This is a genomic window from Avibacterium volantium, assembly GCF_049366555.1.
GTDB classification, from domain to species: Bacteria; Pseudomonadota; Gammaproteobacteria; order Enterobacterales; family Pasteurellaceae; genus Avibacterium; species Avibacterium volantium_A.
This window is the reverse complement of the sequence record NZ_JBMMGT010000029.1, coordinates 1-20474: the sequence shown is the minus strand read 5'-3', so window position 1 is coordinate 20474 and position 20474 is coordinate 1. Positions and strand designations below refer to the sequence as shown.

22 protein-coding genes and 1 pseudogene are annotated in these 20474 nt (G+C 41.8%); 15 read left to right on the top strand and 8 right to left on the bottom strand.

What is annotated here, in order from left to right:
• The first annotated feature begins 75 nt into the window (after positions 1–75).
• The 14 genes from ftsY (at position 76) to pdxH (ending at position 13446) form a co-directional block, all read left to right on the top strand.
• Positions 76–1560 (top strand): signal recognition particle-docking protein FtsY, encoded by a 1485-nt coding sequence (ftsY, locus tag ACLS0A_RS09325; RefSeq protein WP_416083250.1) that lies wholly within the window; start codon positions 76–78, stop codon positions 1558–1560.
• 501 nt (positions 1561–2061) lie between these two features.
• A complete protein-coding gene (gene mobA / locus ACLS0A_RS09320; protein WP_416083249.1) occupies positions 2062–2667 on the top strand; it encodes a molybdenum cofactor guanylyltransferase MobA in 606 nt (201 codons plus the stop codon).
• Between the two features lie 82 nt (positions 2668–2749).
• A complete protein-coding gene (locus tag ACLS0A_RS09315) occupies positions 2750–3274 on the top strand; it encodes a hypothetical protein (RefSeq protein ID WP_416083248.1) in 525 nt (174 codons plus the stop codon).
• Positions 3275–3460: 186 nt separating this feature from the next.
• Complete coding sequence (gene fruB / locus ACLS0A_RS09310) at positions 3461–4993, top strand: fused PTS fructose transporter subunit IIA/HPr protein (protein ID WP_416083247.1); 1533 nt, start codon at positions 3461–3463, stop codon at positions 4991–4993.
• 23 nt (positions 4994–5016) lie between these two features.
• A complete protein-coding gene (fruK, locus tag ACLS0A_RS09305) occupies positions 5017–5958 on the top strand; it encodes a 1-phosphofructokinase (protein ID WP_416083246.1) in 942 nt (313 codons plus the stop codon).
• A gap of 4 nt (positions 5959–5962) precedes the next feature.
• Positions 5963–7651, top strand: coding sequence for a fructose-specific PTS transporter subunit EIIC (locus tag ACLS0A_RS09300; RefSeq protein ID WP_416083245.1), 1689 nt, complete (start codon positions 5963–5965; stop codon positions 7649–7651).
• Positions 7652–7780: 129 nt separating this feature from the next.
• Entirely contained in the window at positions 7781–8029 is a 249-nt protein-coding gene (locus ACLS0A_RS09295; protein ID WP_103853634.1) for a succinate dehydrogenase assembly factor 2, read from the top strand.
• Between the two features lie 101 nt (positions 8030–8130).
• Entirely contained in the window at positions 8131–8706 is a 576-nt protein-coding gene (gene rpoE / locus ACLS0A_RS09290; RefSeq protein WP_115248848.1) for an RNA polymerase sigma factor RpoE, read from the top strand.
• 45 nt (positions 8707–8751) lie between these two features.
• Positions 8752–9327 carry a sigma-E factor negative regulatory protein gene (locus tag ACLS0A_RS09285; protein ID WP_416083244.1) on the top strand — a complete coding sequence of 192 codons (576 nt, stop codon included), beginning with the start codon at positions 8752–8754 and terminating at the stop codon, positions 9325–9327.
• Between the two features lie 73 nt (positions 9328–9400).
• Complete coding sequence (gene rseB, locus ACLS0A_RS09280) at positions 9401–10360, top strand: sigma-E factor regulatory protein RseB (RefSeq protein ID WP_416083243.1); 960 nt, start codon at positions 9401–9403, stop codon at positions 10358–10360.
• Complete coding sequence (locus ACLS0A_RS09275) at positions 10361–10795, top strand: SoxR reducing system RseC family protein (protein ID WP_416083242.1); 435 nt, start codon at positions 10361–10363, stop codon at positions 10793–10795.
• An 83-nt stretch (positions 10796–10878) separates the two neighbouring features.
• Positions 10879–11379: a molybdopterin-guanine dinucleotide biosynthesis protein MobB gene (mobB, locus tag ACLS0A_RS09270; protein ID WP_416083241.1), complete on the top strand. Its 501-nt coding sequence runs from the start codon at positions 10879–10881 to the stop codon at positions 11377–11379.
• A gap of 27 nt (positions 11380–11406) precedes the next feature.
• Positions 11407–12801 (top strand): DHA2 family efflux MFS transporter permease subunit, encoded by a 1395-nt coding sequence (locus ACLS0A_RS09265; RefSeq protein WP_416083240.1) that lies wholly within the window; start codon positions 11407–11409, stop codon positions 12799–12801.
• 9 nt (positions 12802–12810) lie between these two features.
• Complete coding sequence (gene pdxH, locus ACLS0A_RS09260; protein ID WP_416083239.1) at positions 12811–13446, top strand: pyridoxamine 5'-phosphate oxidase; 636 nt, start codon at positions 12811–12813, stop codon at positions 13444–13446.
• Here the strand turns inward: pdxH and ACLS0A_RS09255 are convergent.
• From ACLS0A_RS09255 to ACLS0A_RS09240, 4 genes are read right to left on the bottom strand one after another with little or no spacing between them, the layout of a single operon-like run.
• On the bottom strand, positions 13443–14087 hold the full coding sequence (locus tag ACLS0A_RS09255; protein WP_416083238.1) for a hypothetical protein: 645 nt from the start codon (positions 14085–14087) through the stop codon (positions 13443–13445). The two genes, pdxH and ACLS0A_RS09255, sit on opposite strands and share 4 nt — an antisense overlap.
• A gap of 5 nt (positions 14088–14092) precedes the next feature.
• Positions 14093–15151: a beta-ketoacyl synthase N-terminal-like domain-containing protein gene (locus tag ACLS0A_RS09250; RefSeq protein ID WP_416083237.1), complete on the bottom strand. Its 1059-nt coding sequence runs from the start codon at positions 15149–15151 to the stop codon at positions 14093–14095.
• A gap of 2 nt (positions 15152–15153) precedes the next feature.
• Positions 15154–15438, bottom strand: a complete 285-nt coding sequence (locus ACLS0A_RS09245) for an acyl carrier protein (RefSeq protein ID WP_039133553.1) — start codon at positions 15436–15438, stop codon at positions 15154–15156.
• Entirely contained in the window at positions 15438–16682 is a 1245-nt protein-coding gene (locus tag ACLS0A_RS09240; RefSeq protein WP_416083236.1) for an ABC transporter permease, read from the bottom strand. The genes ACLS0A_RS09245 and ACLS0A_RS09240 overlap by 1 nt, the downstream gene beginning before the upstream one ends.
• Positions 16683–16847: 165 nt before the next feature.
• Between ACLS0A_RS09240 and ACLS0A_RS09235 the strand changes: the two genes are divergently transcribed.
• The gene (locus ACLS0A_RS09235; RefSeq protein WP_416083235.1) at positions 16848–17300 is read left to right on the top strand and encodes a DUF2846 domain-containing protein; all 453 of its coding nucleotides are present in this window, start codon (positions 16848–16850) and stop codon (positions 17298–17300) included.
• 60 nt (positions 17301–17360) lie between these two features.
• Here ACLS0A_RS09235 and ACLS0A_RS09230 read toward each other — a convergent pair whose 3' ends face one another.
• The 4 genes and pseudogenes from ACLS0A_RS09230 to ACLS0A_RS09215 all read right to left on the bottom strand — a co-directional run.
• Positions 17361–18068 (bottom strand): ABC transporter ATP-binding protein, encoded by a 708-nt coding sequence (locus tag ACLS0A_RS09230; protein ID WP_416083258.1) that lies wholly within the window; start codon positions 18066–18068, stop codon positions 17361–17363.
• A 7-nt stretch (positions 18069–18075) separates the two neighbouring features.
• Entirely contained in the window at positions 18076–19077 is a 1002-nt protein-coding gene (locus ACLS0A_RS09225) for a BtrH N-terminal domain-containing protein (protein ID WP_416083234.1), read from the bottom strand.
• Positions 19074–20075: a virulence RhuM family protein gene (locus tag ACLS0A_RS09220; protein WP_416083233.1), complete on the bottom strand. Its 1002-nt coding sequence runs from the start codon at positions 20073–20075 to the stop codon at positions 19074–19076. Before ACLS0A_RS09220 ends, ACLS0A_RS09225 begins: the two co-directional genes overlap by 4 nt.
• A gap of 187 nt (positions 20076–20262) precedes the next feature.
• A pseudogene (locus tag ACLS0A_RS09215) lies at positions 20263–20474 on the bottom strand (hypothetical protein); the annotation flags it as partial.

Genomic DNA, 20474 nt, shown 5'->3' with positions numbered 1-20474 from the left:
CAGAATAAAATCAGGTGGCATAGTTTAGTATAAAATTCAGAAAATCAGTAATTTTTTCATAATAGCGAGTAATTTATGGCAGAAAAAAATAAAAAAGGTGGTTTTTGGTCTTGGTTTGGATTAGGAAAAAAGAAAGAAGAAACATCAAACCAAGCTGAGGTACAAGAAACAGAAATCATTGAGCAAACAGAACTTCCACAAGAACAAAGTGCGGTGGAAAATCCTGAAGTTTTAGCACAAGAAACAGAAATTGTAGAGCAAGCCGAGCTTCCGCAAGAGCAAAGTGCGGTGGAAAATCCCGAAGTTTTAGCGCAAGAAACAGAGATCATCGAGCAAACCGAGCTTTCACAAGAACAAAGTGCAGTGGAAAATCCTGAAGTTTTAGCGCAAGAAACAGAAATCGCTGAGCAAACAGAACTTCCGCAAGAGCAAAGTGCGCTGGAAAATCCAGAAGTTTTGGTGGAAGAAACAGAAATCGTAGAGCAAACCGAGCTTCCGCAAGAATCAAGTGCGGCAGAAAATTCTGACGTTTTAGCGCAAGAAACAGGAATCGTAGAGCAAACCGAGCTTCCGCAAGAACCAAGTGCGGTGCAAAATCCAGAAATTTCAACGCAAGAAAAACCAAGCGAAGGGGGCTTTTTTAGCCGTTTGGTGAAAGGCTTAATTCGTACCAAACAAAATATTGGTTCGGGATTCTTCGGGCTATTTTCAGGCAAAAAAATTGATGATGATCTGTTTGAAGAATTAGAAGAACAGTTGCTCATTGCTGATATTGGTATGCCAACAACCACGAAAATTATCAATAATTTAACGCAGCACGCCAGCCGCAAGCAGCTAAAAGATGCGGATTTACTGTATCAACAATTAAAATTAGAACTCGCAGAGATTATCAAACCTGTGGCGCAGCCTTTAGAAATTGATACCAGCAAAAAGCCTTATGTGATTTTGATGGTGGGCGTCAATGGCGTAGGGAAAACCACGACCATTGGTAAACTCGCACGCCAATTCCAAATGCAAGGCAAATCGGTAATGTTGGCCGCAGGCGATACTTTCCGTGCCGCCGCGGTGGAACAGCTTCAGGTGTGGGGAGAGCGTAATAATATTCCTGTGGTGGCACAAAGCACGGGAGCAGATTCCGCTTCGGTGATCTATGATGCAATGCAATCGGCGGCGGCGCGCAATATTGATATTTTGATTGCCGATACCGCAGGGCGTTTGCAAAATAAAAATAATTTAATGGACGAGCTGAAAAAAATCGTTCGCGTAATGAAAAAATACGATGAAACCGCGCCGCACGAAATTATGCTTACCCTTGATGCTGGCACAGGGCAAAACGCCATTAACCAAGCCAAATTATTCAACGAAGCAGTTGGCTTAACGGGTATTAGCCTAACCAAATTAGACGGCACAGCCAAAGGCGGCGTGATTTTCGCCATCGCCGATCAATTCAAATTACCGATTCGTTATATTGGTATCGGCGAAAAAATTGAAGATCTGCGTCCATTCCAAGCAGAAGAATTTATTGAGGCGTTGTTTAATACCGAAGTGAATAATCATTAAATAAAACCCTTAAAATAATCTGTAAAACTTAGTCAAATAGATGTAAAAGATCAGCCCCTATTTAACAAATCATTATAAAAAGTGAGAGTTTCTCGTTCAGAATATGATCGCAAAATCCAATTTAAACGAAAAAGAAACTCTCATATTTTATTTCAGTAATTCTCCATTAAATTTAGTAATATCTCGCAACCTTATATAGATGTTGAGATGCCTTTTATCTTTATCAATAAACCACTTATGTTTCATCACAGCCAGCAAAAAAGAATGTGTATTTCATGCCTTGCTATTACAGAAGAATCTTCTGATTTTACAGACAAATTTGATGAAGTTTTTATTGCCTAATATAATTCATAATCTAATTCAACCTTTTCAATTAAGATTGTACTTTGGTTCTTTTATATGATTACTATATCAACCTCATATTTCCCACCGCACTTTTTTATTTGCCTATTTATCAAGTAAAATAAAGCCATTTAATCAGGCTGAAAAAATTGAGGGCAGATGAAAATCAGTGCAGTAATTCTTGCTGGTGGTCGGGCAAGGCGTATGGGTGGGGTGGATAAAGGGTTGCAGCTTTTCCGTGGGCAGCCGTTGGTGTGGCATTGTTATCAGCGCTTGAAAGATCAGGTGGCACAGGTGGCGGTGAATGCCAATCGCAACCCAAAATGCTATGCGCAGTTTGGCTTGCCAGTGTTTGCCGATGAATTGGCAGATTTTCAAGGGCCGCTGAGCGGTATTTTAACAGGGCTAAAACGGGCGGAGAGTGATTTTGTGCTGTTTGTACCTTGTGATTGCCCCTTTTTGCCGTTGAATTTATTGGAAAAATTGCAACAGCCCATTTTGCAATCTTTGCTAGATCGCAAAAGTGCGGGGGAAAATTCGCCAGTTTTACTCACTTATGCCACCGATGGTGAGCGTGAACACCCCACATTCTGTTTGGTTTCCACCTTGCTAGCGGAAAAGCTCGCCACTTATTTACACTGCGGTGAGCGGCGAATGTTGCAGTTTATGCAAGAAAATGGTGCGGTTGCGGTAGATTTTCACGATCAGAAAGAGGCGTTCCAAAATTTTAATACGCTAGCGGATTTAGAAAGCGAAGTGCGGTGAAAAAATCACGGAAATTTGGCTTTTTATTCAAATTATAATCAGTATAATAAGAAAAATCTGATTAACAAAAAACGGATAAGTTATGTTCAAAATTATTTCAATTTCAGTGTTAAGTGCCTTTTTAGTGGCGTGTTCTTCTTTGACTTCTTATGTGCCGTTTATGGACAACGAGAAAAAAGTGATCGATTTAGATAAAGAGAAAATCGATAAAAAATCCTATGCTTCTGCGTATGCGGCAACGGTGCAAACCTATTCAGGGCGTGTAAATGAAGATTATGATGTGAATTCTTTTGCTAGTGGCGTGAATGATTGGTATCTCAACCGTATTTTAGTGCCGATTGAAGAAGTGAAAGCAAAATTATACCAAGGCGGAGGCGTGGATAGCCAAGTTTATGCTTATTATAGTGGTGTGGTGTTCGCTTCTGAATTACAGAATAATTTCAATCGCTTAAGTGTAAATTGTTGGTCGCAAATCAGCCAGCCAAGTGCAACGCAAGGGATTTATGATGCAATGCGAGATCTACAAAAAGGGCAACCGCGTTCCTTAGATGAGGGCTATATCGCGGAAGGCAGCGATCAAGTGTTGAAAGTCTGTACAGGAAAATAATGTGTAAGGTTACTGATGTTTAATCAGTAACCTTTTCTTTTTTCATCGAAGCTGAAAGGTTTTTGCTTAACGTTCAGCAAGTGTTTAGCAAATCATCAGTAAAACTTATCGCCAAATTGGTTTTGCGAAGAAGTGAGCCAGTATCACAACGCCATTTGGTATTCAAACCAATATTCTGGAGGGAAAATGCTTAACTTATCAGAAAAAAATATTCACTTATCGGCACAAGCCGAAAATAAACAGCAGGCCATTGAATTGGTGGCGCAAGCGCTTGAGCAAGCGGGCAATGTGGAAGCAGGATATTTAGCAGGAATGTTGGCGCGCGAAACGCAAACATCCACCTTTTTAGGCAACGGTATTGCCATTCCGCACGGCACATTGGAAACGCGTCCAATGGTAAAAGAAACGGGCGTGCAAGTATTTCAATTTCCACAAGGGATTGAATGGAGCGACGGCAACAAAGCCTATGTTGTGATCGGCATTGCTGCCCGTTCAGATGAGCATTTAACCTTGCTGCGTCAGCTTACTCAAGTGTTAGGCAATGAAGAAAAAGCGGCGAAATTGGCAACATTACAAGAGGTAGAAAAATTCCGCGCCATTTTAATGGGCGAAGAAACGCTGGAAGTGAAAAGCGAAGATCTGAGCCTTGATGTGGATACTGAAAGCCTGCTTACTTTAATTGCGATTAATGCCGGCAAATTGCAAAACCAAGGCGCGGTGAATAATCAATTTGTGGCAGAGGTGATTGCCACGCCTGCATTGCCACTGGGCGGTGGTTTATGGCTTACAGACTCAGTGCAAGGCAACGAGAAAAATGCCCTTGCGTTCAGCCGTGCAAAACAAGCTTTCCAGCATAATCATAAAGCAGTGAAAGGCGTGCTAACGGTGGCTTGCGTGAATGAGCAAATTGATGAGCTACTCGCGCGATTACTAGAAAATTCCGTGCAGCAAGCCTTATTAAATGGAAATTCTCAGCAAATTTTGACCGCACTTAATGGTGGAGAAGTGAGTGTTGAAAGCCAAGCACCAGCCAATACCAGTAGCGAAAATGTAGGTACGGTTATCGGCACATTCACCGTGCGTAATGAACACGGCTTGCACGCACGTCCTTCAGCGGTATTAGTGAATGAAGTGAAAAAATTCGCCTCGAAAATTACGGTGGAAAATCTCACCCGTGGCGGTGAAGCCATCAGCGCTAAAAGCCTGATGAAAATCGTGGCATTGGGCGCAACGTTGGGACATCGTTTACGTTTTAGCGCGGTGGGTGAAGATGCCAAACAAGCCATTGAAGCCATTGGTAAAGCCATCGCAGACGGCTTGGGGGAAGAAGTATCCTCTTTATCGCCGAAAGAGCCGGATCACATTGAAGTGATTGGCGAAAGCAACACGGCTAGCGAAAAAACTGCAGAAAAAACCACCGCACTTGATAATCAAGATCCAAGCGAAAGTGTTGAAGCGGTGTTTGTGGTGCGTAACGAACACGGTTTGCACGCACGTCCTGCCGCCGTATTGGTTAATGAAGTGAAGAAATATAATGCTTCCGTGGCGGTGCAAAATGTGGATCGCGATAGCCAATTAGTGAGCGCTAAAAGTTTGATGAAAGTGGTGGCGCTTGGTGTGGTGAAAGGGCATCGTTTACGTTTCGTAGCAACTGGTGAAGAAGCACAAAAAGCCCTTGATGGCATTGGTGCGGCAATTGAAGCTGGCTTAGGTGAGTAGGATTAGGTGAGTAGGAGTTGATAATGGCAAAAGTGGCAACTATCACGTTAAATACCGCCTATGATTTAGTGGGGCGGTTAAAACGTATTGAGCTGGGTGAAGTGAATACGGTGGAAACCCTGGGCTTATTCCCTGCAGGCAAAGGCATCAACGTGGCAAAAGTGTTGAAAGATTTAGGCGTTGATGTGGCGGTAAGTGGTTTCCTTGGGCGTGATAATCAAGGGGATTTCAACACAATGTTTGCGGAACTTGGTTTAGAAGATCGCTTTCAGCGTGTGGCGGGTAAAACTCGCATAAACGTGAAAATCACCGAAACAGAAGCTGATGTAACGGATCTCAATTTCCTAGGCTATGAAATTTCACCACAAGATTGGCAAAATTTTGTGCAGCAATCCTTGCTGTTATGCAAAGATTTTGACATTGTCGCAGTGTGTGGCAGCTTGCCACGCGGTGTCAGCCCAGCAGATTTTGTAGATTGGCTTAAACAGCTACAACAAGCGGGCGTAAAAGTGGTGCTAGATAGCAGCAATGCGGCGCTTAGCGCAGGGCTATCCGCCAATCCTTGGCTAGTGAAACCAAATCATCGCGAGCTTGAGGCTTGGGTAGGGCATTCCTTACCAACCCTTGAAGAGATTATTGCAGCCGCAGAAAAATTGCGCGCACAAGGTATTGCTAATGTGATTATTTCAATGGGCGCGGACGGTTCTTTGTGGTTAAGCGAACAAGGTGTGATCCAAGCGAAGCCACCAAAATGCGAGCAAGTGGTTAGCACCGTGGGCGCAGGCGATTCGATGGTGGCAGGGCTAATTTACGGCCTGAGCAAATCGCTTTCACAGCAAGACACCTTGGCGTTTGCCAGTGCGGTATCTGCCTTTGCCGTGTCGCAAAGCAATGTGGGCGTGAGTGATCCTGCGTTATTAACGCCAATCTTAGAAAAAGTAGAAATTTCAGTGATTAAAGGGTAGAACAATGAAGATTTTTTTGACAAACACACAACAATTAGGCAATGCCAAAGCCTTTTTGATTAAACAAGTGCTGGCTGCGGCAGCAAAACAGCAAGGCGATGAAGTGGTGGCAGAAGCCAACCAAGCGGATTTAGTGATTGCCTTAGGTGGTGCGCCAAATAACAACGCATTACAAGGCAAAAAACTGTTTGTGGCAGAGGTGGAAAACGCCTTTAATGCACCAGAGGCGACCTTAAAACAAGCGCAGGCGGAAGCGGTGGAATATCAGCCAGCGGAAAATAAAAGTGCGGTGCAAAATACGCCAGATTTTTCTAATCAAAGGAAAAATATCGTGGCAGTTACCGCTTGTCCAACAGGCGTAGCGCATACTTTTATGTCAGCGGAGGCTATTGCTGAATATGCTAAAAAACAAGGCTGGAATGTGAAAGTGGAAACCCGTGGACAAGTGGGATCGAGTAACATTATTTCTCCTGAAGATGTGGCGAATGCGGATCTTGTCTTTATTGCTGCTGATATTGATGTGGATTTAAGCAAGTTTGAAGGCAAGCCGATGTATCGCACCTCCACAGGGCTTGCGCTGAAGAAAACGGCACAAGAATTTGAAAAAGCCTTTAAAGAGGCGAAGATTTACACAGGGGCAAATGCAGCTAAAGTACAAGCCAGCGAAGAAAGCACGGGTGAGCGTAAAGGCTTGTATAAACACCTGATGACAGGGGTTTCCCATATGTTGCCATTGGTGGTAGCAGGGGGCTTGCTGATCGCCATTTCCTTTATGTTTGGGATTGAAGCCTTTAAAGATCCGAATATTGCAGGTGGTTTACCAAAAGCCTTGATGGATATTGGTGGCGGTGCAGCGTTCCACTTAATGATTGCCGTGTTCGCAGGTTATGTGGCGTTTTCTATCGCTGATCGTCCCGGATTAGCTGTGGGTTTAATTGGCGGTATGCTTGCCACCACCGCAGGTGCAGGGATTTTAGGCGGGATTATTGCCGGCTTGCTTGCAGGTTATGTGGTGAAATTCTTAAACCAAGCCATTCAATTACCAGCGAGTTTAAGTTCATTAAAACCGATTTTAATTTTGCCATTACTCGGTTCTACGATTGTCGGCTTGGTGATGATTTATCTGATCAATCCACCAGTAAAAGGCTTAATGGACGCATTAGTGGAATGGCTCAACACAATGGGACAAAGCAATGCGTTGTTATTAGGCGCGGTACTTGGTGCGATGATGTGTGTGGATATGGGCGGCCCAGTGAATAAAGCGGCTTATACTTTCGGTACAGGTTTGATCGCTTCTGGCGTTTACACCCCAATGGCTGCGGTAATGGCAGCGGGTATGGTGCCACCGATTGGAATGGCAATTGCTACATTATTGGCTCGCAAAAAATTCACCGCCAATCAACGTGATGCGGGTAAAGCGTCTTTCGTATTAGGTTTATGTTTTATTTCTGAAGGTGCATTGCCATTTGTGGCGGCTGATCCTGTGCGCGTGATTGCATCAAGTATTATTGGTGGTGCAGTGGCTGGCGCGATTTCTTTAGGCTTATCCATCGGCTTACAAGCACCACACGGTGGTTTATTTGTGATTCCATTTGTAACTCAGCCATTAATGTATTTAGCGGCAATCGCTATTGGTGCGGTGCTAACAGGCGTGATTTATGCAGTTATTAAGCCAAAACTTTCGGAAAAATAACCGCACTTTATTATTAGCAAAACCCGACTTAGATGTCGGGTTTTTTGTGTTTTCTCTCTGAAATTATTCGCACAAGGAAAAGCAAATTCCGCTATAATCCCCCATTATTCAGTTCAAAAGGGAACAGAAATGGAAAAATATAATAAATTTCGCCTTGAATGGGATTGTCGGCGTGGAATGTTGGAGTTAGATAAAGTGATTATGCCTTTCTTTCAGCAACATTTTGATGAGCTAGATGAGCAACAAAAAGCCACGTTTGTGCGTTTATTGGCGGCAACGGATTTGCAATTATTTTCGTGGTTTTTTAACCGAAAACCTGCGCCAGATCTTGAATTACAGCAAATGGTTTCCTATATACAAGAAAAATTATCGAGCTAATTTGATAAAAAGATTGAACTTTTACGATTTTCACCCCTCTAAGAGAACACGAGCTTGCTGTCTTGTGTATCAAGGCTTGTTAGAGGTGTATAAGAGGTTATATGACTGAACAGCTAACAGATCAGGCTTTGGTAGAAAGGGTACAGCAGGGAGATAAGAAAGCATTCAATTTGTTGGTATCGCGTTATCAAAATAAGGTGGCAGGGCTATTAACCCGTTATGTTTCACCGAATGATATTCCCGATGTTGTACAAGAATCATTCATTAAAGCATATCGCTCTATTGAATCATTCCGCGGTGACAGTGCTTTCTACACTTGGCTATATCGTATCGCCGTGAACACGGCAAAGAATTATTTAACCGCACAGGGACGCCGCCCGCCGAATGAAGATATTCTGGCAGATGAGGCAGAATCCTATGATGTGGGAACAAATTTGCGGGACGTAGATACGCCCGAAAATCAGATGTTATCTGGTGAATTGAAGAAGATCATTTTTGATACCATTCATAGTATGCAAGAAGACTTAAAAACCGCCATCACCTTGCGTGAATTAGAAGGGTTAAGTTATGAAGAAATTGCCGATATTATGAATTGCCCAGTAGGAACGGTGCGTTCGCGCATTTTCCGTGCAAGGGAGATTATCGAAAATAAAATTCAACCCCTTCTTCAAGGCTAATACAACATTAATAACATTAAAAAAGAGAAAACCCTGGAGTTTACAATGCAAAAAGAGCAACTTTCCGCTTACATTGATGGCGAACAAATCAGCGAGGCAATGACAGAAAAACTTTGCCAAGATGCTGATTTACAAAAATCCTGGGCAAATTTTCATACTATTCGTGCAGTAATGCGTCAGGAAAGTGAAGTATTATTGGGTGCGGATTTCACTGCAAAAATGGCAGATTTAATTGAGCAAGAAGAAATTGTGGTGGCACAACCGATGGTTTCTCAACCAATGCCAGAAGAAACCGCGCAATCGCCATTTATGCAAAAACTGAAAGCGTGGTTTATGCCGATGACTCAATTTGCTGTGGCTGCAGGCGTGTGCTTAGTTGCGGTGGTGGGCGTGCAAAGTTTTATGGCTCACAATGGCAAAGAAAATCAAGATGCACCAGTGTTGCAAACCTTGCCATTTAACAATTCCGTGCAAGAAGTGAGCTATAATGCGCCAACCCAATCGGTGATTACGCCTGAGCAAATTGAGCAAAAAAATAAACGTATTGATTCAATGCTACAAAGCTACGAATTGCAAAAACGCATTTATGCGGATAGATTAAATTTGCAAAATCAGAAATAACAATGAATGAAGTTTAGGTTATTCACCACCAATTTTGGTGGTGAATTTGTTTGTATCCTATGTGTGAATAACGATGTTAAAAACGGTCAAAAAAATCACCGCACTTTCCTTAGTGCTATTTTCTGTAAATCCCTTATGGGCGGCAGAACCTGATGCAGTCCAGCCCCGCCAATTGCTAGACGAAATGCAACAGGCAGGCTCTCATCTGAACTATGAAATTGCTTTCGTGCAAACCACGCCGAATATGGCTTCACTACGTTATAGCCATATTTATCATAACGGCAAAACCTACGCCCAACTGTTCACTCTTGATGGAATGCCACAACAAATTGTGCAACGCGATAATGTGGTGAGTTATTTCCAACCGAATTATTCTCCGTTCTCGATTAACGCTAATCATATTGTGGACAGCTTGCCTGCGATTATGTGGAGCAATCTTGATGCACTGAAACAAAATTATGATTTCACCTATATTGGGCGGAACCGAGTGGCAGATCGTGTGGTACAAACCATTCGCATTTTGCCGAAAGATGATTTTCGCTATCAATATGTGGTCTTTATTGATGAGCAAAGCCATTTGTTGCTGCGCAGTGATGTGTTAGATCGAGAAAATAATCTGTTAGAACAATTCCGCGTGGTAAATTTATATCAAAGCGAACAATTTGATGATTTGCTCAATGCCATTAATCATATGGGGTTTCCTGCGCTGATTAATGACAAAACCACTTTCCAACCAAGCAAAGAAGCCTTTAACTGGCAGCCAAGCTGGTTACCAAATGGCTTCAAGCTGATTAATCGCAGTGTGGAAACTAATGGCGAAGAACGCATTGAAGCGCAGCTTTACAGCGATGGATTATTTTCCTTTACCCTTTACCGCTCAAGCTCAATTTTACCAAATGAAGAAAAAAACGGCTGGTGGAATGGCACCAGAACCTTTTATAGCGAAACCTTTGGCGATAACGAATTCACCCTTGTAGGGCAGCTACCGATTTCTACCGCAAAACGCATCGTGCAAGATATTAAGGTGAAGTAAATGCTGAAAGAAAGTGCGGTAGTTATTTCCTATCAATCTGGCATTGCGCAAGTGAAATGCCAATCGCAAAGTGCCTGTGGGAGCTGCGCGGCAAAGTCTGCCTGTGGCTCAGCGGCTCTGGCGGAGCTGAACGGCACAGGCACGGCGCATTTTTTTGAGGTGGAAACCATCACCCCCGTCAAAGCAGGGCAAATTATCGAAATCGGTTTAATGGAACGCTCACTGATTTTGTCTAGTTTGCTGGTGTATTTTTTCCCGTTACTCACCTTATTGCTTTCCACGCTGATCGCCGATCAGCTTTTCCAAACTGAACTTTGGCAAGGCATTTTTATCGTTTTTTGCACCGCACTTGCCTTTTTGATCGTCCATTTTGTATCGAAATCTTGGCAGAAAAAAGCAAGTTATCGCCCGATTTTTTTGCGTGTTATTCAATAATCTATTCATTTATGTGAAAGATCACAAGCTGCCAATAATGCGGTATCATAGGGCTACATTTTACTTAATATAAAGGACATAAAATGTGCCCAATACTTGGCATTACAGGATACAGTGGCAGTGGCAAAACTACTTTGCTGGAAAAACTTTTACCTCAGCTTGCTGATTTAGGTTTGCGTGTGGCGGTGATTAAGCACAGCCATCATAACGCGCAGGTGGATAAAGAAGGCAAGGATAGCTGGCGAATGAAAGAGGCGGGGGCAAGCCAAGTGGTAATGGCTTGTGATAACCGTTGGGCATTGATGACTGAAACACCACGGCCTGTGAGTTTAACTTATTTGGCAGCGCAATTTGATCCGCAGCTGACGGATTTGATTTTGGTGGAAGGCTTCAAACACGAACCTATTGCAAAGATTTTATTGCATCGCAAGACAATAGAGAAAGCCTTGCCTGAGCTTGATGAAAAAGTGATTGCGCTCGCCACAGATTACTCTTTAAGCTGCACTTTGCCACATTTGGATATTAATCAGATTGAGCAAATTGCCGCATTTATTTTTCATTGGTATCAACAACAAATGAAATAAAGTGCGGTGCAAAATCGTAAAATTTTTATGACAGAAACGAAAAATTATACAGGCTTGGCGTGGATTGCCGCCGTTGCCTTTTTTATGCAAACCCTAGACGCGACCATTTTGAATACGGCGTTGCCGACCATTTCGCGCAGTCTAAATGAATCGCCGCTGAATATGCAGTTGGCGATCATTAGCTACGCTTTGACGGTGGCGTTGTTTATTCCGTTAAGCGGTTGGGCGGCGGATAAATTTGGTACGCGTAAGGTTTTTCGTGCTGCCATTGGCGTTTTTGTGTTGGGATCGGTGGCGTGCGCCTTATCGCAATCTTTGCCACAATTGATCTTTGCTCGCATTTTACAAGGACTTGGTGGTGCGTTAATGATGCCTGTTGCACGCCTTGCGATAATCCGTAGCGTGCCGAAAAATCAGCTGTTAAATGCGTGGAATATTATGGCGATGGCAGGCCTTATTGGGCCAATTCTTGGGCCTGTGTTGGGTGGCTTAATCGTAACTTATATGACCTGGCATTGGATTTTCTTAATTAATATTCCCATTGGGCTGACAGGGATTTTCCTTGCAGGCATTTATATGCCAAATATGAAAGGGCAGGTGAGCCGTTTAGATAAATTGGGTTTTGTACTGTTTGCAGGCGGGCTGGTTGGCTTGACCTTGGGGCTGGATCTGGTGGCAGAACATTTCACCGCAACTTGGATTGCGTTAGTGGTGCTGGCGGTGGGAATGGCATTTCTGGCCTGTTATTATCTTTATGCCAAGCGCGTTCACAATCCGCTAATGCCCCTTTCTTTGTTTCATATTCGCACTTTTCGTTTAGGCTTTATTGCTAATTTATTTATTCGCCTGTGTGGCTCGGGCGTGCCGTTTTTGCTACCGTTAATGCTCCAAGTGGTATTTCATTACAGTGCAGAAGTTGCAGGCTGGCTAATGGTGCCAATTGCCGTGAGTTCAATGGCGTTTAAACCGCTGATTCGAGGAATTCTTTCTCGTTTTGGTTATAAGAAAACGCTGATCAGCACCGCCATTGTGATGACTTTCGTGATTGCCGCAATGAGCTTGCTACAACGCCACACGCCAATTTGGCAGATGGTGCTGATTTTATTGGCATACGGCGGTTGTATGTCGGTCAGTTTCACCGCGATCAACACCTTAACTGTCGGCGATTTATCCGACAACAACGCCAGCGCAGGTTCAACAATGCTAAGCGTGATTCAGCAAGTGGGAATTGGCATTGGCATTGCGGTTTCTTCGGTGATTTTAGGTTTATACCGCAACGCCCTTGGGGAAACTGTCGAACAGCTACAACAAGCCTTTAGCTATACATTCCTCATCTCTAGCCTGTTTGGCTTAATCCTCGTTTTGATTTTGACAAGACTTCAGCAAAACGATGGGGAAAATTTACAAATAAAGAAAAATTAAGGAGGCGTGATGAATTTACAAGATATTCGCCAAGAATATAGCCAACAGAATTTATCGAAAGCCCATTGCCCTGATGAGCCAATGACGTTGTTTGAACAATGGCTGCAAGAAGCAATACAAGCACAGGTAAATGAACCCACTGCAATGAATTTAGCAACAGTGGAAAAAAATGGCAAACCAAGCAGCAGAATAGTGTTATTAAAGCAAACCACCGAACAAGGTTTTATTTTCTTTACTAACTACCTCAGCCGTAAAGGGCAAGCGCTCACTCATCAGCCCTTTGCCGCCCTTACCTTCTTCTGGCCAGAATTAGAGCGCCAAATCCGCATTGAAGGTGTGGTTGAACAACTTCCTGCCAGCGATTCTGACGCATATTTTGCCAGCCGCCCCTATCAAAGCCAACTTGGCGCTTGGGCGAGCGAACAAAGTGCAGTGCTTTCAAGTAAAGCTGTTTTACTGAGTAAAGCCGTAATGTTTGCGATTAAATATCCGCTTACTGTGCCGCGCCCACCTCATTGGGGCGGCTATATCCTATTGCCAGAAATGGTCGAGTTTTGGCAAGGTCGCCCAAGCCGTTTACACGATAGGATTCGCTATTTACGCACTGATGAACAGCACTGGCAAAAAGATCGCCTATCGCCTTAATCTGATAAATTTCCTATATCTAACCCAAATTGCAAATAATGCTCAGCAGGGAGCTGCGCAGATATAGAGGAAAAAGAAAGTGCGGTAGAAAAATTTGGCGAATTTTGCACCGCACTTGTTGTTAGCGTATTTTCTTCTGCGGCATTGCTGAGCAACCACCAGCAGCTTCCTTCCCATTCTGTATCAGTGGGCGATTCAAATCCCCAGCCTAACAATACTTGCTCCGTTGTACCATTTTTCAATTCTGTTTGTGCCAGTTGTAATGGCTGTGCGTTATCTTCTGGTGAAGTGATCAAGAAAATACTATTGCCTGTGGTTTGCAACAGCTGCGCCAGCTGAAAAACTGTGGCGTTATTGAGATTTGCCATAAAATCCAACGGACTAGGCAAATCTTGTTCCATTAACTGGTGGAATAATTTGTTGAATTTACTTGGTGAATTAAAGGGGGAAGCCAAGTAAATGGCTGTATTTGGCGTAATATAGGGCTTCAGTGGTAATGCACCAAGCAAGCAGAGCTGAGTAAAGCGGCTTAAACGGCGAGCGTCCACGCCAAAGGCTTTAAGCTGCTGGCGTATCTCTGCCTCACTTTGCCCTTGAGTGATAAATTGGCTTTGCTGTTGGAGATAAATGTTTGATTTCATTTTAATTACGTGTTCTCTTGCCAGTGAAGAATCCAAGCAATATTGCTGCCACCAAAACCTAAAAAGTAATTCAAATAATAGCCTGCGGAAAGCGGTTGCGACTGCTTTTCTATTGCGCCTTGTGGCGTGATGAACAGGCAACCTGCGCTCTCTTGTTGTAATTGTTGCCAAAGCCACGCGGTTTCCATTGCCCCACTTGCACCTAAACTATGTCCAAGGTGAGGTTTTGCCAACAAGCAAGGAATGGTCGGAAATTGCTGTTGTAAAAATGCCATTTCCATTTCATCGCTGTTTCCGCCCACAGCGTGAACTTTAATGCCAGCCAGTTGGTGAGCTTGTAATCCTGCCTTATGCAAACAATTTCCGATCAGTTGAGCAAATGCGTCTGCGGAGCTATTGGTGAGATTATGGTGATCCGTAATGGTGGTGATAGCAGAAATTTCTAGCTTTTTCTCTGGATTTGGTTGATTTTCCAATGCCACGCAAGCAATGCCTTCCCCTAAAATAATGCCGTTACTTTGCACAAAAGGCTGATAGGGCAAATCTTCCGCCAGCAAGAGCATTGCGTTGAAATGTTCAAAGGTTAAGCGGTTAAACATTTCAAAGCCGAGAACCAAAGCTCGTTCACATTGCTCTTGAGCAATCATTTGATAAGCATAGCCCATTGCCTGTGCAGATGAAGTGCAAGACGTGGCAAAGCTGAAAACCTGTGTTTGATAGCGTACTTTTAGCCGTTCCGCGATCACCGCGAGGCTGTATTCTTGCGGTAAAGGTTGATTGTTTTGCCAACGAAATTCGCAATCACTCATTAAATACGCCGTTGAGCCTAAAAGAATGGGGGTATTGTGCAGTCCATCAGCTTGCCAATCCCGTTGCGTTAATAGGTTGTCAATATGCTGTTCTAAATAAGTGCAGAGCTGATCGAAATTCAGCAATGGTTGTTCAAAAGCGCGAAAATAGGGGAAATCCTGCGTTTGCCCAAGCATTGAAGATTGCTGCCAAGGACTGAGTTTGGCAGTTTGTGCATTTTGTTGGCTGACAGCGGTGATATAAACTTTTTGCATTGTTAAGAATGTTGATTACGGATAAAGCTAGCTAAATCACGAATATTCATCATATGCTTACGCACCATTCGATCACCATTTAATCTCACTTTAAAATGGGCTTGTAATGCCACTACAATTTGCAGGGCATCTAAAGAATCTAACTGGATACGGCTTTGTTCACCAAATAACGGCTCATCATCGCTAATTGTGCTGGGATCGATGTCCATTTTGTCGCTTTCTTGCACGATCAAGTTTTTCAGTTGTTGTTCTAACTCTGGTTGGCTGAGAGTAAAAATATAGCTCATTAAAATCTCGCTTGTGTTTTGAGTTGATGGGCGTAAACCAGCACGGCAATCAATAGCATTGCTGCACCAAACCCTGTTAAAAGCCAAAGTTCAGGCTGAATTTGCATTAAGGTAGCCTGATTTAATAATAGCTGCTGAAATGCCGTTAATGCCCACCCCATTGGTGAAAATTGGGCGATTTTTTGCATAATCTCAGGCATTACATAAGTTGGCACCATAATCCCACCAATGGCTGCCATAATGATAATGCCACCACCACCTAGCACCACGGCTTGTTCTGTGGTGCGTGCAATCACACTAATTAATAAGCCGTAACCTAACGCAGAAAGGCTTACCGCCGCTGACAGCACCGCGTAATGCCACCATTCACCATTTAAGCTAAAAGCGGGCATAGCAAGCATGGGTAGCACCCAATAGCCTAGGGCGATCATTCCAATAAATTGGCATTGATTGATAAAAAAATATGGCACTAATTTTGCCAAAATCAGTTGCAAACTTGAGGCTCTTGCCAAGCGCAGACGAGTGAGCGTGTTGGTTTGTCGTTCCATCGCCATTACGTTAGAAAGGGGGATCATAATAAAGAACATACCAAAAATTAACCACGCAGGCACACTATGTTGCACCGCATTAGGCTGACTAACCGTTTCCCCTTGACGATTAAGATAAATTTCCTGCCAACGTTCTTGTGCTAAATAAGTATTGATTTCATTGAATTTTTTATCTAATGCTTGATTGACTTCTTTCTGAATTTGTTTCATCGGATTGCGTTGATTATTTTTCAACACAATATGATTATCTTTCGAATAACGCTCAAGCCGTTGCTGGCTATAATGTTTCTGCAAGATACCTTTCACCCCAAGCAACCACGCACGATCCACGCTGGGGTTAAGCCAAAGTTGCAAAGGCTGTTCTTCTTTTAGGGCATTTTTATCTTGATTTGGATTAACAACAATCAAAGCAAATTTTTCTTGTTGCAAATCTTGCTGATAAGCCTCTAATTGAGCAATATTCCCTTGTTTTACCTGTAATTCTTCTTGTTGCAGTGCATTAAAAAATCCTTCGTTTAGGGGATCATTTGGCGTGCCTAGTAGCAAAATTTCACCACGATTACCTAATTCCTTTTCACTGCTTAACGCTGCCGACATAATCAGCATAAATAAAATTGGCATAACAAATAACACTGCCACACCGTGTAGATCACGGCTTAATAGGCGTAATTCTTTAAATATAGAGGATAATATCATATAAATTGTTTGGGCTATTCTAGTTCCTAAAAACTTGTGATGTAGTGCAAGTTTAAAGTAAAGCTTTTAATAACACTATAATTTTTTTAAGATAATTATTTGCAGTCATATTATTTTTATACTACTATGACCGCACCTATTTTATATATTTTATAAGGATTTTCTATGCGAAAGTTAGTTCAAGTTGTAAGTTTTATCATTGTATTGCTTTTAACCGCTTGTGCAAGAGTTCCTCTAACTACTTCTGAGCAGGATGCGCAAGCAAAGCAATTTAATGCGCCACCAAAAGACCAAGCAGGTTTATATGTCTATCGAGAAAAACATCTCGGAGGACAGACATTAAGAAAATCAATTAGTATTGATGGTGAGGACATTGGTTCTTTAGTTCGAGGAACTTATTTATATACGCACCTTCCAGCAGGTAAGCATCAAATTTCTACTTATTCTCAATTTGGTAAAAATCATATAGAGTTATCAATGGCAGGTGGAAAAAACTATTTTGTTAGACAAAAATTAAAAATGGGCATTGGTTTCGCTGGAGCTGAGCTAGTCGAAGTTTCAGAAGCTCAAGGTAAGAAAGACATATCATCATTAAAAAGAGTGAAGACACGATATTAAGGCATAATATATTTCCAATAATAAATTAAAACAACTAAAGACTCGCTAATTAGCGAGTTTTTAGTTATCTAAAAAATCCAAATAAAAATGCTCAAGGCTCTGCCCTTTTGCAAGAATGCCTTTTATTTCACCTTGATAAATCAATTTTCCTTCATTTAATAAAACTAATTTATCGCATAATTGTTCGATTTCTTGCAGATAATGTGAGGTGTAAATCACCGTGATGCCTTGCTGAGTTAATTCCGCCACGGAATTTAAAATAAATTGGCGAGATTGGGGATCAATGCCAACCGTAATTTCATCTAAAAAAATGACTTTAGGGCGATTAATTAAACCAATGGCGAAATTTAAACGGCGTTTTAATCCGCCTGATAAATGTTTTGCCAATCTCGATTTATAAGAAGTTAGTCCCACTTTTTCTAATAATTCAGTGAGCCAGTTTTTATCGTTGATATGATAAAGTGCGGCGAAAAATTTTAAATTTTCCCATACCGTTAATAAAGGATAAAACGCAAAATCCTGTGGCACTAAAGAAATTTGATGACGCTGCTTTTTGCTTAATTCGTGAAACGGCACGCCTTCAAAATAAATCTGCCCCTGCTGCACCGCTTGTAATCCACAAAGCAAAGACATCAATGTCGTCTTCCCCGCGCCATTAGGACCGAGCAAACCGATGGCCTGTCCTTGAGAAATATCCAGCTGAATGTTTTGTAAAGCGAACTCTTGGCTTTGTGGATAACGATGATAAAGATTTTCGATTTGCAACATCACAGACTTATCCTTTGAACTGAGCTAATTGCTGCCATAATTGACGCTCTTGTTGAGCGATCTGACGTAATCTTTCAGCTAAATCTTGGTAGCCTTGTGTTGTTTGCGCTCGACATTGCTTCACACAAAGGCTGGCAAATTGTCGCCATTGATCGCCGATTTCTGTCATTTGTTGGGAAGCCTGTTTGTATTTCGGTTCTTGGCAAATTTCAGCGGCTTGCTCGAGGAAATACGCATAAATATAACGAAACCCCGCGCCGCCCGTGCCGATTTCTTCTTGCATTCGCACGATATGACCGAGAAATAATTTCTTGTATTTTTCACTTTGTTTGCTATGGGCAAATTTTTCAATTTGTTTTGCGAGAGAGTACATTCCACGCACACCAACAAACCAAAGTGGTGCGAGCATTTGCTTGGCATTTTTGTGAATGGCTTTGCGTAAAATTGTGGATAAATCAAGTGCGGTCAAATTTGGCGAGGTTTTCCAATAATACATCAACCCTTTCGCTGCTAACGCCCCTTTGGCAAAACGGGCACGTTCTAAATCCTGTGCCGAACAGCGTTGCACCTGCTCAAATACAGGATCGCTAATTAAATATTCTTCGCCTTGCTTGCCATAAACTAATAAATTATGTGCATTAAAATGAAAACGCATTTCGGGCGGAAAATAAGGCAACCAAAACACCGAGGTTTGTAACCCCACCAACTTTCCTTGCACCAAGGCGTTATCTAAAGCCTGTTGCCCTTGTTGTGGCGAACGAAAACGTTTTAACGCAAGTTTTCCTTTTAATATTTTTGACACTTTTTTAAGCATTGACCCCGGCGGCATTCGATAAGAAATTAACGGCATTCCGCTAATTTTAATTTGTGGAATATAAACAAAGGTCAATGCCGAAGCCAAGCCAAATACCATTGCTTCGTTAAAATCAAAGCCTTGCGATTTAAGTAAAGTGGACATTACGCCACTTTCGCAATGGGCGGTGTGTTGATGTTCAAAATTATGGTTCATTTTTTAATATTTAAAAGTTCTTTGATATAAATTTCACCTAATTTTTCTTTTTCTAAACGGCGTTTTTGTGCATATTTGTCATATTCAAGAAGAGCTTTTTCGTCTGCTTGTTTTTTACTGATTGAACCTTGATTTCTCAATACATTTCTATCGTTAAATTCAAGAAAACGATCTAATCGTTCTTCCCAATCTTTTAAGAAAAACTGTTTTTTTCGGCTTGCTTGATCTTCTGCAAAATCTAGCCACATTGAAACAATTCGATTTAATGCTGTAATTTCTTGTTCATTAAGGTAATTTTTAGCTACTGTAACATCTTTTTTTACTACACTGATGCCGCTAAAATTTGTCAATCCCATATTAGGTAATTCTGCATTTGCTCGTTGAAAAATGATTTCTGCCGCTGTTTTATCAGTACAAGCAAAATGAAGTTTATTTTGAATTTTTTGGAAAAATTGAGTTGTTTCTTTAAAAGAGGGTTGATAATCCGCCGCTAAAGTGAAAATTTCACGCACCCGTAAATACATTCGGCGTTCACTTGCTCGAATATCTCGGATTTTTTCTAAGAGCAGATCAAAATAATCATTGGCTTGATTAGCACCAATAGGTGGATTTTTTAATCGTACCTCATCTAACACAAACCCTTTTTCGATATATTCGCCCAAGGTGCGAGTTGCCCATTGGCGAAATTGAGTACCACGCGTTGATCGGACACGATAACCAATGGCAATAATTAAAGGTAAAGGATAGTAAGCGATTTGGCGTTTAATCTCTCGCCCGCCTTCATTTTGAACTGTCAACTGAAAGTTGACGGTTGAATTTTCATCAAATTCATTTTCATCAAAAATAGCTTTAATATGTTTACTGATATTCTGCTTTGTAGTTTGATAAAGCTCTGCAATTTCCAACTGATTTAACCAAAGTTGAGAGCCTAATTCTCGTAAGGTGAATTGAGATAAACCGTCTTCGGTCGTATAGATTATAATACTGTTTTCTTTCATATTTAGTGGCACTCTTAATGAATATCAATCTACGCTTCGCTATATTGTTATTTCGTAATTCTAGTTAAAATTATTGACAATATAACAACATCAATAGCCAATTATATCTGTTAAAATGTTGATCAAATTAGTTTGAAAAAGTTTCTGATAAAATCTATACCAATCAAATAGTTAAATAAGCCAAAGATTACTCTAAAGAAGAATATGATACCAAATTTTTGAAATATTCCATCTCAACACCAAACACATCTGCATATTTCTCTAACTTCTTCTGAGAAAGTTTTTCCCAAATCTCAGGTTTAAAATGCCGTTTTATTTGCCATTGCCAAAAGCCGGTGGCTTGGGCGAGAGATTGTTCATCAAAACGGTATTTATACATTAAATAATACAGCACGGACT

Bases quoted from the DNA above. Each gene is read 5' to 3' on its own strand.
- ACLS0A_RS09295 (WP_103853634.1), top strand. From the start codon at position 7,781: ATGGAAAAATATAATAAATTTCGCCTTGAATGGGATTGTCGGCGTGGA.
- ACLS0A_RS09285 (WP_416083244.1), top strand. From the start codon at position 8,752: ATGCAAAAAGAGCAACTTTCCGCTTACATTGATGGCGAACAAATCAGC.
- ACLS0A_RS09250 (WP_416083237.1), bottom strand. From the start codon at position 15,151: ATGCAAAAAGTTTATATCACCGCTGTCAGCCAACAAAATGCACAAACT.
- ACLS0A_RS09255 (WP_416083238.1), bottom strand. From the start codon at position 14,087: ATGAAATCAAACATTTATCTCCAACAGCAAAGCCAATTTATCACTCAA.
- ACLS0A_RS09245 (WP_039133553.1), bottom strand. From the start codon at position 15,438: ATGAGCTATATTTTTACTCTCAGCCAACCAGAGTTAGAACAACAACTG.
- rpoE (WP_115248848.1), top strand. From the start codon at position 8,131: ATGACTGAACAGCTAACAGATCAGGCTTTGGTAGAAAGGGTACAGCAG.
- ACLS0A_RS09235 (WP_416083235.1), top strand. From the start codon at position 16,848: ATGCGAAAGTTAGTTCAAGTTGTAAGTTTTATCATTGTATTGCTTTTA.
- pdxH (WP_416083239.1), top strand. From the start codon at position 12,811: ATGAATTTACAAGATATTCGCCAAGAATATAGCCAACAGAATTTATCG.
- fruB (WP_416083247.1), top strand. From the start codon at position 3,461: ATGCTTAACTTATCAGAAAAAAATATTCACTTATCGGCACAAGCCGAA.
- ACLS0A_RS09265 (WP_416083240.1), top strand. From the start codon at position 11,407: ATGACAGAAACGAAAAATTATACAGGCTTGGCGTGGATTGCCGCCGTT.
- mobA (WP_416083249.1), top strand. From the start codon at position 2,062: ATGAAAATCAGTGCAGTAATTCTTGCTGGTGGTCGGGCAAGGCGTATG.
- fruK (WP_416083246.1), top strand. From the start codon at position 5,017: ATGGCAAAAGTGGCAACTATCACGTTAAATACCGCCTATGATTTAGTG.
- ACLS0A_RS09315 (WP_416083248.1), top strand. From the start codon at position 2,750: ATGTTCAAAATTATTTCAATTTCAGTGTTAAGTGCCTTTTTAGTGGCG.
- ACLS0A_RS09230 (WP_416083258.1), bottom strand. From the start codon at position 18,068: ATGTTGCAAATCGAAAATCTTTATCATCGTTATCCACAAAGCCAAGAG.
- ACLS0A_RS09225 (WP_416083234.1), bottom strand. From the start codon at position 19,077: ATGAACCATAATTTTGAACATCAACACACCGCCCATTGCGAAAGTGGC.
- mobB (WP_416083241.1), top strand. From the start codon at position 10,879: ATGTGCCCAATACTTGGCATTACAGGATACAGTGGCAGTGGCAAAACT.
- ftsY (WP_416083250.1), top strand. From the start codon at position 76: ATGGCAGAAAAAAATAAAAAAGGTGGTTTTTGGTCTTGGTTTGGATTA.
- ACLS0A_RS09300 (WP_416083245.1), top strand. From the start codon at position 5,963: ATGAAGATTTTTTTGACAAACACACAACAATTAGGCAATGCCAAAGCC.
- ACLS0A_RS09275 (WP_416083242.1), top strand. From the start codon at position 10,361: ATGCTGAAAGAAAGTGCGGTAGTTATTTCCTATCAATCTGGCATTGCG.
- ACLS0A_RS09240 (WP_416083236.1), bottom strand. From the start codon at position 16,682: ATGATATTATCCTCTATATTTAAAGAATTACGCCTATTAAGCCGTGAT.
- rseB (WP_416083243.1), top strand. From the start codon at position 9,401: ATGTTAAAAACGGTCAAAAAAATCACCGCACTTTCCTTAGTGCTATTT.
- ACLS0A_RS09220 (WP_416083233.1), bottom strand. From the start codon at position 20,075: ATGAAAGAAAACAGTATTATAATCTATACGACCGAAGACGGTTTATCT.